General features: G+C 48.6%; 10 protein-coding genes. All 10 read left to right on the forward strand.

Going from position 1 to position 15,576, the window contains the following annotated elements:
- The 10 genes from PJI16_18260 (at position 1) to PJI16_18305 (ending at position 15,481) form a co-directional block, all read left to right on the forward strand.
- Positions 1-2,355: a response regulator gene (locus PJI16_18260; protein MDT3779511.1), complete on the forward strand. Its 2,355-nt coding sequence runs from the start codon at positions 1-3 to the stop codon at positions 2,353-2,355.
- A gap of 85 nt (positions 2,356-2,440) precedes the next feature.
- Complete coding sequence (fliW, locus tag PJI16_18265; protein MDT3779512.1) at positions 2,441-2,917, forward strand: flagellar assembly protein FliW; 477 nt, start codon at positions 2,441-2,443, stop codon at positions 2,915-2,917.
- A 110-nt stretch (positions 2,918-3,027) separates the two neighbouring features.
- Positions 3,028-3,279 carry a carbon storage regulator CsrA gene (csrA, locus tag PJI16_18270; protein ID MDT3779513.1) on the forward strand — a complete coding sequence of 84 codons (252 nt, stop codon included), beginning with the start codon at positions 3,028-3,030 and terminating at the stop codon, positions 3,277-3,279.
- A 548-nt stretch (positions 3,280-3,827) separates the two neighbouring features.
- Positions 3,828-8,474 carry a glycosyltransferase gene (locus PJI16_18275; GenBank protein MDT3779514.1) on the forward strand — a complete coding sequence of 1,549 codons (4,647 nt, stop codon included), beginning with the start codon at positions 3,828-3,830 and terminating at the stop codon, positions 8,472-8,474.
- 243 nt (positions 8,475-8,717) lie between these two features.
- Entirely contained in the window at positions 8,718-9,743 is a 1,026-nt protein-coding gene (locus PJI16_18280; GenBank protein MDT3779515.1) for a glycosyltransferase family 9 protein, read from the forward strand.
- Between the two features lie 68 nt (positions 9,744-9,811).
- Entirely contained in the window at positions 9,812-11,629 is a 1,818-nt protein-coding gene (locus tag PJI16_18285; GenBank protein ID MDT3779516.1) for a DUF3880 domain-containing protein, read from the forward strand.
- 39 nt (positions 11,630-11,668) lie between these two features.
- The gene (locus PJI16_18290; GenBank protein ID MDT3779517.1) at positions 11,669-13,324 is read left to right on the forward strand and encodes a glycosyltransferase family 9 protein; all 1,656 of its coding nucleotides are present in this window, start codon (positions 11,669-11,671) and stop codon (positions 13,322-13,324) included.
- Positions 13,305-13,853: a hypothetical protein gene (locus tag PJI16_18295; GenBank protein MDT3779518.1), complete on the forward strand. Its 549-nt coding sequence runs from the start codon at positions 13,305-13,307 to the stop codon at positions 13,851-13,853. The genes PJI16_18290 and PJI16_18295 overlap by 20 nt, the downstream gene beginning before the upstream one ends.
- Positions 13,854-14,186: 333 nt before the next feature.
- Complete coding sequence (locus PJI16_18300; protein MDT3779519.1) at positions 14,187-15,014, forward strand: flagellin; 828 nt, start codon at positions 14,187-14,189, stop codon at positions 15,012-15,014.
- 131 nt (positions 15,015-15,145) lie between these two features.
- The gene (locus PJI16_18305) at positions 15,146-15,481 is read left to right on the forward strand and encodes a flagellar protein FlaG (protein MDT3779520.1); all 336 of its coding nucleotides are present in this window, start codon (positions 15,146-15,148) and stop codon (positions 15,479-15,481) included.
- Positions 15,482-15,576 lie beyond the last annotated feature (95 nt).

Raw genomic sequence — 15,576 nt, forward strand, 5'->3', positions numbered from 1 at the left:
ATGGCGTCCATCCTTGTAATTAATGATGATCCGGTCCAACTCCATCTTCTTGCGAGTTGGCTTGAGAAGGATTACTTTGCGGTCAATCGCTTTGTCTGTTCTGAAGATGCCTGGCGGTGGCTCCAAGAAGGAAATGTGCCGGATGCCATTGTCCTCGATCTCCATATGCCGGGAATTAGCGGATGGCGATTTTGCGAATTGTTGCATTCATTCTTTGGTTCCACACAGGCAGTGCCCCCTGTTCTTGCGGTTTCCGCCACGTATACTGGAATTGATGCTCATGACATTTTGAAAGATTTAGGGGCTTCGGCATTTCTTGCTCTCCCGACAGAACCTCAACGCTTTCGTCAGCAGGTTTGCGAGTTAGTGGAGAACCCTCCTAGTCCTCAACGCCCACATGTTTGGATGGTTTCCACCCACAAGTCCGAAATCCAACGAATTCATCACATATTTGGTGAACGGGGATGGCAGGTGGTGGAATGGCAAGCGGGGAAACAGGTTCAGGTGGCAGTGAATCTTGTGCTTCCTGATATTGTCCTCATTGACCATCCGCTGTCGGACATGACAAGCGAAGAGTTTGTGATTTGGTGCAAAGTCCAATATCCTCAGGCAATGTGCATTGTCCTTGGACAGGAATCTACAGCCCGAGGATACCCTGCTCATTCGATCCATGCTGATGCCTATCTCCCAAAAGAGTGCGATCCATTGCATATTATTTCACTATGTGAAAAAGGGCGCTGGGAACGGGCACTCTCACGAGTAGAGCATTTACTGGATATCCGTACTGATGATTTACGCGAATCTGAAGCCCAATTTAAAGAGTTGTTCGAAACGCTTCCGGATGTCTTGGTGATTTATGATTTCCAGGGAAAAATCACCCATGTTAATTCGCTTGGAGCGCAGCAATTGGGGTATCTCCCGTCTGTCTTGAATGGGAAAGCCTTCTCTCTTATCAGACCTGAGCCATCAAGTGGGGAATCCGGTCCCACGTTGCCAAGCTCTGCCCCTGGGGGGGCGAGATGGGAGGAAACGGTCCTTCGTCAAAAGAACGGCAGCAATCTTCCCGTAGAGATGATGGAACGGGAGGTTCAGTTTTTAGGCCAGCGTCAAACTCTTTTTATTGGACGCGATTTGACGGCAAGAAAGCGCATGGAGGAAGAGAATATTGCCCTTGAGCATCAGTTGCGGCAGGTTCAAAAAATGGAAGCCATCGGTCGACTAGCCTCAGGGGTTGCCCACGATATGAATAATACGTTAACGGCAATCATGGCCCATGCAAGTTTGTTCAAGATACAGGAAAAGACCGACACCCCCTTGTGGGCAGCGGGCGATGTCATCGAAAAAGCCGTTCGTCGTGGAAAGGAATTGACATCCCAGCTCTTGGGGTATGCCAGGCAGGGAAAGCATCATGATGTGACGGTCGATACCCATGATGTAATTCAGGAGGTCATGACACTGCTCGGAAGGACAATCCATAAAATGATCACCTTCCGAACTGACCTGTCCGCTACGAAGCCTTATGTGTTGGGGGATCCCAATCAGTTATACCAGATTCTCATGAATTTAGGTGTCAATGCCTGTGATGCGATGGGTGAGCGTGGGGAATTGCTTGTGCAGACTTCGAATGAAACGGTCACCCAGGAATACGCTTCACGTGTCCCAGGACTTCACGCAGGTGATTATGTGGTAATTCGGGTTACGGATACCGGGACCGGAATGTCATTAGAGACCCAACGACATATTTTTGAGCCATTCTTTACGACGAAAGGCCGAGGACAGGGAACAGGAATGGGATTGGCGATGGTGTATGGAATCGTCAAAAACCATCGCGGGTATATCGGGGTGACCAGTTCTCCTGGGTGTGGAACGACAATGCGTTTATATCTTCCGGATGCCCTATGTGCGAGCCTTAAGGACACACCTGTTCAGACGACGAAGCCTTCTCACGGAACCGGGCATATTGTAGTGATTGATGATGAGAAGGATGTGGGAGAAGCCGCTCAGGCCATACTTGAATTCCTTGGCTATCAGGTTACGGTTGTGTTGAATGGGAAGGAGGCCCTGAAAATCTGCCGGGATTTGACTGTTCCCGTTGATGTTGTGCTGTTGGATATGGTGATGCCTGAAATGTCGGGAGCGACATGTTTTGAAGAATTGCGAGCGATTCGACCAGATCTCAAGGTAATTCTCTGTACGGGGTATGATCGGAACCATGCTGTGCAAGATTTACTCAATCAGGGTGTCGTAGGGTTTATTCAAAAACCGTATGATGTCGACGAATTGGCTCATGCCTGTCAGATTGTCTTGAGAGATGACAATCCGGTCCAAATCTGTGGTACGGAGAGGGTGTCCTAATCACAGAAAAAATGAAACCGACCCCGAGGCGGGGTTGCCTTGGCATGAGGAAGAAACCATTGAACTATTTGGAGAACATACCATCATGAAAGTTCAGACTAGTCGGTTCGGTATGTTGGATGTGTCGGATGACACGCTGTTAACTTTCCCATCCGGCCTCGTAGGTTTCCCAGATTTCCGACGGTATCTCGTACTTGATCCGCCAGAGGATGCCGACTATCAGTGGTTTCAGTCGGTGGATGAACCAAGTTTAGCTTTTGTGATTATGGATGTGGATTTGTTGCAACCCGATTTTCGTACAAACCTATCCGGAGAAGGATTGGCTGAATTGGATATGACTCCTGCCGATCCAATTTCAATTATGGCCGTTATCTCGATCCCTTCAGATCATCCAGATCAGGCGACAGCAAATCTTCGTGCCCCTCTGGTCGTAAATGGGCGAACCAGACAAGGGAAACAATTGATTCTCCATGAATCAATCTCCTTGCGCCATCCATTATTCCATGATGTGGCGGAAGGTCAACCCCACCCTGAAGGGGTGACAGAGGCTGCATCGGTCTAAACTATGCAGTCACGCCTCCGAAGAAGCAAGATCGTCCAGATGTAATTCGTTGATGATGTACATGCCATTGTTTTACATGTGACTTTTACCCCAAAGCCAAGGAAGGCACCATGCTCATACTCACCAGAAAAATTGATGAAGCTATTCGATTAGGAGATGACATTCGCATTGTCCTTGTCCAAATTAAAGGAGGACAGGTGCGACTCGGAATTGAATGTCCGTCGCATGTCCGTGTTCTTCGTGAGGAATTATATGAAGCCGTCCGGCAGGAAAATTTGAATGCCGTATCCTCGGATCCGAAGCTTTTGGCCAGCCTACCCAGACAGAAAAGACCTCAGGCTAAACCTACCGAATCAACCTAACGGGAAGAGGCTCCAGTTCAGGGGCATTCCTGGTAAACAATCCCATGGTCCCTACAGGTCCTTGTGAGAATTGACTGGAATGACAAACTTTCCCGTTTGGGCGAAGGAATAAAACACGTAGCCTCGGTCAATAGGGCTGTTTCCCTCTTTTCAAAAGGTAGGGTTGAAGTTCCAACATTGGGAGCCCTGCTGCGAAGTGGTAATAAAAGCGGAAGCTCCATAATCCTTCAGTGCCTTCTCAAGTCTTGCCTTCAACAATCCTTTCCTTTCCAGGCAGAAATTTCCCGGTTTATTAGCAAGGAATTCCTAGTCGGTAGAATTTTTTCGAGTGATGTGGGAATCGGCTTCATTGTGACCTGATACCTTGCCTTTTGATCTTGAACTGTATGGCATAAAACTTGAATTCATATTAATTTGAAATGATCTTTTGGGAAGTGTTGAAAACCCTCATATGCGAATTCGCTTGGATGGTTTTCTACCTTAGAATTCATCCAAAATTTGGCACATCAATGGCTCATTCTTAGAATATTAGGAGTACAAGTTCGCCTATGAAATCCTATTTCACAAGCGCCGGTTATTTTTTCAATAAAGATGAGGGAGTGTGGCATCGCCCTGGATATAAAGGCATCAATTATAGTGATGGCGAGCAAATTGAAAACCGATTGAAAACGATTATTTCCGGTGCGAGCGATGTCAGTGTGATGTCGGGCGAATTGGCAAAATCCTGTACGGATTGGCATTCGCTGTATCATTTATCACGGAAACGCGTCAATCTGCTTCGGCCCTTTGAGGAACAATTACAAGGGAAAAGTGTACTTGAAATCGGTGCGGGGTGCGGTGCGCTCACGCGTTATCTCGGTGAAATAGGAGCGGAGGTGGTGGCACTGGAAGGGAGCCTCCGTCGCGCATCGATTGCGTCATTGCGTTGCCGTGGCCTGAGCAATGTCACAGTTATTGGGGAAGTTGTTCATCATTTTAATCCTGGACCACAGTTTGATGTCGTGACCGTTATTGGAGTTTTAGAATATGCCAGGAAATTTTTCCCAGGTGATGGGGCAGACCCAGTTGATGCTATGTTGGTTTTTATGAAGGGTTTGTTAAAGCCTGGAGGTACATTGATTATCGCTATTGAAAACCAGCTAGGGTTGAAATATTTTGCCGGATTTCCCGAAGACCATATGGGCAAGCCCATGTTTGGCATCGAAGAACATTACACCAAAGGGAGCATTGTGACCTTTGGCCGGAGAGAGCTTAGCCGAAGAGTCGGTCAGGCTGGCCTACCTGAACAGGAATGGTGGTATCCCTTTCCGGATTACAAGCTACCAAGCTTGATGGTGTCGGAACGCGGGGCCATGCCGCAGGACGGTATTGATCTGACCCCGGTCCTGCGTAGTGCGTGCACCGACGACCCGCAATTTCCAGCTCGTATTCATTTTAATCAGGAACGAGCTTTGCGCCCAATTGTTCGTAATGGTCTTTTGCCTGATTTGGCGAATTCCTTTGTATTACTGGCCACAGACCTCGCTTGTAAGGAAAAATCAATTGTTCCTCTCGCGGTACATTATGCAACTGGGAGAAGGCCAGAATTTGCCAAAAAGGTCGTTTTTACACAGGAGAGTCAGCGTGCCGATTATACCTCTCAAGTGCGGCTGTACCCTACTGACACCCCAAATAAGAATTCATTGGTTACCCAACGGCTTGTTGATCAAACATTTGTGAAAGGCGAACTTTGGCAAGATCGGCTTGTACAAATCATGACCAGCCCTGGGTGGCGGGTTACGCAAATAGAAGAATGGTTAAAGGTCTGGCTGAAGGGGTTTTTCGACGTTGTGGGTATCCAGAAGTCAAACGATATGACTAAGAAGAAGGTATCAGGCCAATTCCTTGATCTTATTCCACGTAATATGATCATGGAAGGAAATGGTGAGGTGACATTTTTTGATCAAGAGTGGGTGCTTGGCGAAGACCTGGAGGTTGGTTATGTCGTCTTTCGTGCTTTGTTCTCTTCATTTTATGCTTTAGGCATGATAGCGCCAACGGGAGAAAAGACACTTCCTTCGATTCTTTCTCTTATCAAGGATATTGGACAAGGGGCCGGCTTTTCGTTTACCGATCACGACATTAAGCACTATCACGATCTGGAATGTGAATTTCAGCGGCTTGTCGTAGGGGGTTGTAATCTCAGTTACGGAATGATGTCCGCGATGCAGTTCCGTGTATCCCATACGCAGTCGAATCAGGATGGTTATGGTGCTGAAGTTCATGGACAGAACATTATCCTTCAACAGGCCCTATTGGAAAAAACCCGACAAATTGCGGATCTTACGCAAACGGTAAAGGATTTAGATGAGCAGTTCATCCGCATTAATCGAGTCTTGTCTCAGAAGGAACTCAACAGAAACCTATCAGAGCCAAAAATGTGTTTGGATGATAGGATTTCCACCTCAGGTCAAAACTTTCAGTTGGCTCCACGCGTTGTGGCAATTATTAATGATCCCATATGCAGCCAAATCCGAATACTCCAAGCACTCACCGCGAGCGTAATGAAATCCTGGTTTGGCGGAATGGTGAAAATTGAAGGAGCGGAGGGGAGCCATCCTCACCAATTACCAAGTGGTCCAGGAACGGTGTGGATTGTTCAGCGAACGTGTAGGATGGAAATCGCTGATATGGTTATTGCGCGATCGAATGGTACCCGTTTGGTCCACGATATCGATGATTTGCTCTGGAAGATCCCGGAAGATAATCAAAATCATCAAGTGATGAAGAAATGGCTTATTGACCATTTGATGAAATTGCTTGAATTGTCCGATTGCGTAACAACTTCTACCATTCCCTTACAAACCGCTTTGGAAAGTGTAGGAATCAAGGCTGCCCTTCTGCCGAATTGCTTGGTCTCCGAAGAGTGGAGGGATTTGGCTCCTCTCCGAGGGGGTGGCTCCAGGCCACGTATTGGTTGGGCTGGACAGGTTGGGGTACACCGTTCTGATCTCCGCTTCCTTGGTTCGGTGTTCGAGGAGTTAGGTGATGAGGTTGAGTGGGTATTTTTAGGAGAGGTGCCGGAAGATCTTCGACGGACCGGGGTCAGATCTGAAGTCCATCCCATGGTTCCTTTAGGTCAATTTCCATCTAAACTTGCCAGTCTGAATCTTGATCTGGCTTTAGCTCCATTAGCCATAAATGAATTTAATGAGGCAAAAAGTGACCTTCGTCTTTTGCAATATGGTGTATTAGGATTTCCGGTCATTGCCACTGATATTTATCCTCATCGAACTGCACCGGTCACCCGAGTTCCTAATGATCCTCAAGCCTGGGTACGAGCAATTCGGGATCATCTTTATAATTCGGATCATTCTGAGAAAGAGGGCAAAGTTTTAAGGGAGTGGGTCCTAAGGCATCGAATGTTGGAATCCTGGCTACCACAATATCGAGCCGTATGGCTGGGTGAATCTGCTAACAGGCGGGATCATTCAACCTTTTCCGTATTGGGGAATAACGAGGCTCGATCAACTCCGACTTCCTACATGCCAATTGTTGATACACAATATGAGTGTTCTATTATTATTCCCGTGTGTAATCGTGATGATTTAACGAAGCAATGCCTGTTGCATTTGGCCGAAGTGACACAAGGATGCCACTATGAGGTTCTTGTGGTGGATAATGCGTCGACGGATGAGACTCAGAATTTTCTGGCTTCATTCGGGGGGGATATTCAGATAATTCGGAATACTGAAAATCTAGGATTTGCAAAGGCCTGTAATCAAGGGGCTCGTGCCGCACGAGGAAAGTATTTAATCTTCCTGAACAATGACACTATTCCACAATCAGGATGGTTGACAGCTTTGTTGGAGGAAGTTGAGACGCACGATGATGTTTCCATTGTCGGCAGTAAACTGTTGTATCCGAATGACACCATTCAACATGCCGGAGTGGTTTTTTCTAAAAACTGCCTGACTCCCTATCATATTTTCAGTGGAGCCCCTGCGGGTCTTCATGCAGCCAATGTTCGCCGTGAATTTCAAGCAGTGACGGCGGCCTGTTTTCTGATTCGCAGAGAAGATTTTGAGTCAATCGGGGGATTTGATGAGGAATTCCGAAACGGGTTTGAGGATGTTGATTTGTGTTTGAAAATCCGAGAGCGCGGTAAAAAAATTATCTACCAACCCAAGAGTGTATTGTATCATCTGGAACATCAAACTCCCGGTCGCAAAGATCCGGAAGCAGAACGTCATAACGGGAATCGCCTGATGAGCCGCTGGGGTTCAAAGATTGTAGTGGATGAAGACGTATATACCGTTCCGGAAGGCTATGCCAATCGCTATTATTTTCGTGACGGGTGGCTTCGGCAGTCGCTCGAACCATTTCGGAGCGATGGAGAACGGACCCAGTGGAATCGGGTCCAACGCGTACAAGAGCTCTTATTATCCCGGCGATATGACCCAATTCGAGGCATTAAAAAACAGGACAATGGTGAATTACATGCCCTTCTTTCCGATTTTCGCGAGTGGCCAGATGATGGAGAAGTGTTGCGGTGGGCCGTGAAACTCTGTCGAACATTGCAGTTATTCGATGGGGAGCGGGCATTTTTGACACGCCTTCTGAGTCTTGGAGAAGATCGAGAGATCCGGGAACAGCTAGCAAAACTGGCACTCAACGTGAAAGATCTGTCCGACGCGGCTCAACATGTCCAGGCCCTCATTCAAACAGACCCCAACGATGGTTCAGCACATTGGTTACAGGGGATCCTGTTCATGCAATCCCAGGAATGGGGAGAAGCGAGAAAGTCTTTTCGGCGCGCTCTTCAATATGGCTCAGATTCCCGAAAAACCAACATCGGCTTGGGAATGGCATGTATGGGGATGGGAGACGGGGAAGAAGCCTGGAGGGTTTTCGACGAAGTTGTGGCAGATCATCCTGATGATGTTGAAGCCATGAATGGGTTGATTCAAGCCGGAACATCTCTGCAACGATGGAAAGACTTAGGGGAACGGCTTTCACGGTATGTCGAACGCAATCCCGCAAACTGCGATATGCGGTTTGCTTTGGCTGGTGTGCATTTTCGTGCTAGTCGGCTTGATTTGGCCAAGCAACAATTTGAGATGTTGCGCCTCTTAATGCCCGACCATGAGGGATTACTTGATTTAGGGGCTCTCCTCCAGACCGCACCTCGAGACCTCCATGCCATCGCAACATAATTAGAGGAACTTCTTGCCTGGTCAAGTTAGCCTATGTCCCGAGCACTCTTAATTCAACTCGCTCGGTTAGGTGATCTGGTCCAATCCCTTCCTGTTTTGACAGCCCTACAATCTGCCAAACCTGAGCGACCCCTTGACCTTCTTTGCCCATCTCCCTTGGTGGCGCTTGGAGAACTTTTTCCTTGTGTGGACAGGGTTTACCCTTGGTATGGGGAACAATGGCATGAATTGGCCAGGACAAAGATGACGGATTGTGACCAGCAGTTAGCCCAAGCCACGCGCTATTTGGCTGAACATGCCTTCCCCACGTATTCATTGGCCTATAATTTGAATAACCATCCTCGAGGGATACTTGCTGCCCATGTTTTGAGTAGTCTGGTGGTCGGCCCGGGAGAAAATGGGCCTCTGAATCAGAGGCTTCCCGCATGGGCGGGATATTTACGTCAGATTGCTCAAGATCGAGGGAGCAACCGGGTGCATTTAGCGGATGCATTTTGCGGATTGTGTCAAGTTTTTCCGCCATTGGACATTCCCTACTTGAAGGCCCCGCTGGTGGAATTGCCTCTTGAGCTGGAATGGATGGTGAATGATCGATCTTCTACCCTCATCGGAATTGTTCTTGGTGCGGGAGATACCGAACGGCGGGTTCCCCTTTCTGTGTGGCAAGCCCTGATTTCCACATGTGCTGAGTACATGCCTCAGAGCTACCTGCTTTTGATTGGTGGGGAGGGAGAACGGGAAGCGGCATTGGCCCTGGAACATCGCCTTCCCGCTAAATATCTCAATCGGGTGGTGAATGGGTGTGGTCGTACCTCGTTGCCCCAGCTTGTGGCTCTTTTTAATCGATGTCATTGGGTGGTCGGATCGGATACGGGACCGTTGCATCTCGGAGCGATGTGTGGGACACGGGCGATCGGTTGGTATTTCTCCCAGGCCAGAGTCCATGAAACCGGTCCCTATGGGGTTGGCCATTATGTGTGGCAACACGATCAAGGGCGATCTGGGGATGTTCTGGATGCTCGTGAATTACGAACGGAAGAGTCATCCTTTGCCCATTGGCCTGTGATGGAAACGGTCAACTTAATACGGGATGAACGGGTGAATTCAAGAATTGACGAGTGGGATCTCTGGATCAGTAATAAAGATGAGTGGGGGGCGTTTTATACCACTGATGGCCTTCCTGACGAGGCTGTTCTTCAGCGAAAAGATACGTGGGAGGCGCTGTCTCAGCTGGCGAATCATAATATTCGGATGGAAGTCGCGAAGTAGTAGGAAATACTCCCGGTAGGTTGAAGGCTGGGGGTGTGTTTCATTGTTAATAAACCAGGAACAGATAAATGGACGTGTTGAAAAAGAATATCGATATTCTTCGAAGCCAGGATCCGATTCTTGCTGCTCAGATCCTCCAGGTGCCAGGAGGAACCCTGTCGATCCATCCAGCTAAATCCGGAATGCCAACCGCGCTGGTTAACTCCCGATATCTTCATAGTGCGTATGATCCAGTTCGCGAAGCAGGGCGCTGGGCTGAAGAACGCGTGAAAGACTGTCAAGCAGGGGAAACGATTGTCCTCCTCGGCGTGGGACTGCTTTACCACGTGGAAGCCTTGCGTCAGATGTTGCCTCATGACCAGAACATGATGGTCGTGGTGCCGGACCTTTCCGAATTCGCAGATTGTGTTTCCGTCCGGTCCCTGGAAGGGTGGGGTGAACGGCTGATGTGGATGACGGGTTCCATCACTGATATGGCTGTCCAAGTGACCCAGAAAGCCAAGCGGGTTCGCATTCTGAGTTACGAACCTGCCGCCACGGTTCATCACGACCTCTATGAACATTTCCGTTTGCAACTTCGTGATCATCTCGCTCAAGGCTTAAGCGGAACGCTTCACATCATGGTGATTGGTCCCATTTATGGCGGGTCTTTGCCCATTGCCCGATATGTGGTGAACGCCTTGGAAGGCCTTGGACATCGTGTGAGTTGGGTGGATCATAGTCCACATTATTCGGGATATCAGAATTTGGACACAATCCGTGATCATCGGCTGCGACTCACAGTCCAACAACGGATGAGTGAAACCTTGGCGGTGATTAGCCTGGCTCATGTGGCAGAAGATCCCCCTGACCTGGTTTTAGCCTTGTCCCAGGCGCCATTAACGATGGCGGTTTTGGAGCAGATGCGTCGAAAAAAGGTGTTAACGGCCATGTGGTTTGTAGAAAATTTTCGTCATCTAACCTATTGGCAGCAGATGGTGTCGGGATATGACTTTTGGTTTGTGATGCAACAAGCCGCATGCTTGGACGCTTTCAGGAAGGCCGGAGCCAAACAGGTGTCGTATCTCCCCTTAGCTGCTGATCCGGCCATTCATCAACCAATGATCCTTACCCAGGGAGCGCAATACGAGTTTGGTGCCGATGTGTCTTTTTTGGGGGCAGGGTATAGAAACCGGCGGCAGATCCTCCCATCCCTGGTCGGCCAAGGGTGGACTTTTAAATTGTGGGGGAATGAATGGGACAACCTTGGGCCGTTAGCCCAGGTTCTTCAGAGAGGGGGTGCACGCATTGATACCCCCACTAGTGTAAAAATTTTCAATGCCACCTCGGTCAATATTAATTTGCATTCTTATACGGGGGACGGATTCGATCCAGAGGGAGATGGGGTGAACCCCAGAACATTCGAATTAGCCAGTTGCGGGGCGTTCCAAGTGGTCGATGCTCGCACCTTGCTTCCGGCGCTCTTTGATGAATCGATGATGGCGGTCATCAACAGTCCGGATCAGCTTCTCCCAACCGTCCAAACTTATTTGCACGAACCAGCCAGACGAGTGGCCATGGCTGAATTGTCCCGGAAGCGCGTTTTAGAGGCGCACACGTACGGGCATCGGATGAGGACGTTTTTAGGTGCCGTGGGTATGGCGAGTCCTGATCGGCTAGGAGCCATTCTTCAGGGGGACCGTACGGCTGAATCGCTAGTGGCTCGGAGTGGACAGTCCCCCGAATTGATTCCCATGCTGCAGAAGTTTCTTCCGACCGATCGTGTGGAGTTAGTGGATGTGGCGAAAGACATTCGGAAGAAAGGGCCGGAAGCCCGGTTGAACCGTGAGGAATTACTAATTTTGATGATGGATGAATACCGACAGGAAAAACGAGATTTTCTTTAAAACCCTGATGGTAAAAAATTCTTTTATGGTCAATTCTTAATGAATAAACAAATCCTCATTATCAATATTACCCGGATGGGTGATTTGATTCAGATGGTTCCCTTGCTTTCACGTTTGGAGGAAGAATGGCCTGGTGTGGGCATTGATCTGATTGTTGATAAAGAATTTGCCCATGTGGCTAGCCTTATTCCTGGAATTCGACAGGTGTTGATGTTTGATTTTCAGCTGCTGATGGACGAGAGCCGCGTGGGAATACGGGATGTGGTGACCCTCTATCAGGATATTGCAGGTTGGGTACGACCGTTACTGCAGGTTGGGTACGATCGTGTCGTGAATCTCACCTTTAATCGTCGCAGTGCGTTTCTGGTGAAGTATTTTGGGTGTGCAGATGAGCGAGGAATGACCACGACCCAGGATGGGAGTTTCGTGGTGAAAAATCCTTGGATGAAATATTTCGTGGATTTCCAAGTGTATCGGCAATTGAATCGGTTCAATATTGTTGATCTTTTTTCACTTGGTGGCAGTGGAACTGGATCGTTCCATCCTCTTCGTCTACATGTGCCACAGGACATGAAAGAATGGGCACGGACCTATTTGAGACGAGCAGGCACGGCGGATAAATGGATTGCCATTCAAGTCGGCGCCAGTGATCCGATGAAGGCCTGGCGACCGGAATATTACGGACAAATGATGGCGAGTCTTAGTCAAAAACAGCCAGTCGGATTTCTCTTGATCGGGACCAAGAAAGAAGAGACGGATGTTCAGGAGGCTATTCGGTGTTACCGGCAGGCGGGAGGGTTGGGAATTCTTTGCGAAGCGGTCGGCCAAACTACAGTGCCGCAACTGGTGGCATTGCTTGAACATTGTCAGTTGATGGTGACCAATGATACAGGGCCTATGCACATGGCCGTGGGAGTGAATACGCCGGTTCTTAACGTGTCAGTAGGTCATGTGAACTTTTGGGAAACCGGACCTTTTGGGCCAGGGCATTGGGTGGTTCAGCCCGAGATCCTGTGTGGCCCATGTGGGTTCGATAAGGTCTGTCCTCACCATGCTTGTAAAGACCAGATCATTCCTCAAGAGATGGTCGATCTCTGTTTACATCTTATGGGTACTCGTCCCTTTCCTTCGTTTTCGTCCAAGATTCGGGTCTATGAGGGTGGCGTCAATGAAGATCAGTTAGGGACATTTACGATAAGAGCGGGAACGGAAGAACAAGCGGCCTCCTGGTATGCGGAGTATTGGCGCCAACATTGGTATGAATTTAATACCGGTACCTCGAGCCTGGTCCATTTTCCCCCAACTTCTCCACCGGATTTCCAAGAATGCGAGCAGGTATGGCGTCGTTTGGCTCCACAGCTCGATCAGTTGTGTATTCAAGCCGAGACGGTATTAGATATGTGTCGTCAAAGGCCCATTCCAGTTAATAGGTTGAAGGCGCAACAACATCAATTAAGTGTTGACACACTCACAATGCAACTGGTGGCCAGGCCGTCCTTGGCTTTTGGCCCGTTAGCAATGGCTTTTTATCGAGATACGTTAAGCTTGGAGTCCGCGACCCTCAGCGGCATGGCTGAGGAACATGTTCGAGCATATCATGTATTTCGCACCCGTGGGGAAGAAAATTATAGGCGGTTGAAAGAAATGTATTCTCATGATCCAAGGAGGGCTCTCTATGCATGTGCAATTGGATGAAGAAATCTGGGAAGTGAGTGATCGTGTTCAGCTAGGGGAAGTTTTGGCCAATTTGAGTGACCGCGCTCAGGCCAAAGGGTGTTTGGTAACGGAATTAAGGGTTGGTGATCGGAAAATGACGGATCGGGAGTTAGTGCCTCCCACCCTGGCTCAGGTGGCGAGTTCGTTTGGCTCTATCGCGGCCGTGAGCAAACATGTTGAAACCATAGTGCGGTATTCTGAAAAAACGGGAACACAATTCGGAGCACAGCTATGCGATGAAGGGCAGAAGTTTGTGGATGCTTTCCGACAAGGGGATGGAAAGTTTCACCACTTAGACAAATGGTTTGGTCAAATTGCGGACTACCTGGAGTGGCTGAAGATTCATGAAATTGTGGGGCTTAAAAATCCCGAGGCTACAAGAGATTTATCGTTTTGGGTGAACGAATTATTGAATGCTCGGGAAGTCGAAGATGAGGTTCGAATTGCGGACATGTTGGAGTATGAGGTCATTCCACGTCTTGTCCAAAAAAATCCTTCTCCCATGTAACGGCAAGCAGTTTTGGTCTGGCCCTTCTCTGTGGTGCGTGTGAACCGTTCTGTTTCCCGTAGTTTGCTATGGGGTTCCCACTGGAAGATATGAAGTTGCTCTTTTTCTATTTACCCGTTCAATTGCTGCCAGGGTCTGTAATGGGATTCTGCCAGAGCGACCGAGTGATCGGCATTAATCCCTCCCTCAAGTTTTGCTTCTGGTAGTCGATACATACGACAGAAGTGGAAATTGGTTCACTTCAAAACTTTCGAGGAGGCCAAGAGGCTCAACTCATTTATTTCATTCCTCAAGGGACGGATCCATTGAGGCGCAGCCATCAAGGAGGAAAGTATGGCACTTGTCGTTAACAACAACATCGCATCACTTAACGCTCAACGAAACTTGGGCGTGTCCAGTGCTCAATTGGAAGGGTCGGTCGCCCGTCTTTCTTCGGGTTTGCGAATCACCCGGGCGGCGGATGATGCGGCGGGATTAGGAATTTCTGAAACCTTACGGGCGCAAATTCGGAGCATTAATCAAGCCGTCAGAAACTCAAATGACGGCATTAGCTTATTGCAGATTGCAGACGGTGGCGCGGAAGGTATCGGTAATCTGTTAGGTCGGCTTCGTGAACTTGCCGAACAATCAGCCAGTGGAATCCTTGGATCGAATGAGCGGTCCTTCCTTGATCAGGAGTTTGTGGCCCTTCGGTCTGAAATCGATCGAATCTCCTCGGTGACCGAGTTTAACGGAGTGAAACTGTTAAGTGGAACCGCTAATGACTCCTTAAGCATCCAAATCGGTTTTCGTAGTTCAGCGAATGATACGTTATCACTGTCCCTTAAGGATTTGAACACCACGACATTAAGTCTGGGCAGTGTCAATGTGTCTACTTCTGGCAATGCCTTAAGCGCACTGTCTAATATTGATAGTGCCATTAGTGCTGTGGCGTCTGCTCGAGCGAATATCGGGTCTTTGCAAAACAGGATCGATGCGGCTGTGGGGAATTTGCAAGTAGCCGGTGAGAATATCACCGCCGCAGAATCACGGATTCGGGATGCGGATATTGCCTTTGAATCAGCGAAGTTTGTTCGGAATCAGATATTGGTTCAGGCGGGTACGTCAATTTTGGCTCAAGCCAATACGTTGCCTCAACAAGCCCTTGCCTTGTTACAGTAATCAGTATTAAGGAGAAACCGGGGCTTCGTCCCGGTTTCTCCCTAAAAGAAAGTTGGGGTTAACCCATTATGATTTCAACACTTTCTGACAGCGCCTCTTTCATCACTGTCTCAGTTGGAAATGAGATCCGCGTGCGGGCTGAGCAGAAATCCATCACGGGGGATACTCAGCGCAAATCAGAGACGAAGCAGGTCCTTTTATTACCGGAGCCAGCTGAAGATTCAATGGTCCATGAACCATTGACCACAGAGCAGGTGCAATCAACCGTGGCTCGCCTTCAAGAAACATTGAAGCATATTCAACCTCGATTAGAAATTTCTCTGGAAAGGGATATAAATCAGGTGATTTTTCGAGTCGTGGATAAAGAATCAGGTGACCTTATCCGACAAATACCTTCAGAGAAGATGGTAGATCTTGCGCGGTTATTTTCGGGGCAGTCAGGGCTGCTTGTGGAGGAAAACATTTAGTCAACTTCTCAACCCGATTGCCGTTCATGAGCCCAGTGACTCAGTCCTTGAGAAATCCAGGTTGTGTAATTCGATTAAAGTCCGTTGAACGTTTC

Origin of the sequence: Nitrospira sp. MA-1 (assembly GCA_032139905.1) — a bacterium.
Taxonomy (GTDB): Bacteria; Nitrospirota; Nitrospiria; order Nitrospirales; family UBA8639; genus Nitrospira_E.

Bases quoted from the DNA above. Each gene is read 5' to 3' on its own strand.
- PJI16_18260 (MDT3779511.1), top strand. From the start codon at position 1: ATGGCGTCCATCCTTGTAATTAATGATGATCCGGTCCAACTCCATCTT.
- fliW (MDT3779512.1), top strand. From the start codon at position 2,441: ATGAAAGTTCAGACTAGTCGGTTCGGTATGTTGGATGTGTCGGATGAC.
- csrA (MDT3779513.1), top strand. From the start codon at position 3,028: ATGCTCATACTCACCAGAAAAATTGATGAAGCTATTCGATTAGGAGAT.
- PJI16_18275 (MDT3779514.1), top strand. From the start codon at position 3,828: ATGAAATCCTATTTCACAAGCGCCGGTTATTTTTTCAATAAAGATGAG.
- PJI16_18280 (MDT3779515.1), top strand. From the start codon at position 8,718: ATGACGGATTGTGACCAGCAGTTAGCCCAAGCCACGCGCTATTTGGCT.
- PJI16_18285 (MDT3779516.1), top strand. From the start codon at position 9,812: ATGGACGTGTTGAAAAAGAATATCGATATTCTTCGAAGCCAGGATCCG.
- PJI16_18290 (MDT3779517.1), top strand. From the start codon at position 11,669: ATGAATAAACAAATCCTCATTATCAATATTACCCGGATGGGTGATTTG.
- PJI16_18295 (MDT3779518.1), top strand. From the start codon at position 13,305: ATGCATGTGCAATTGGATGAAGAAATCTGGGAAGTGAGTGATCGTGTT.
- PJI16_18300 (MDT3779519.1), top strand. From the start codon at position 14,187: ATGGCACTTGTCGTTAACAACAACATCGCATCACTTAACGCTCAACGA.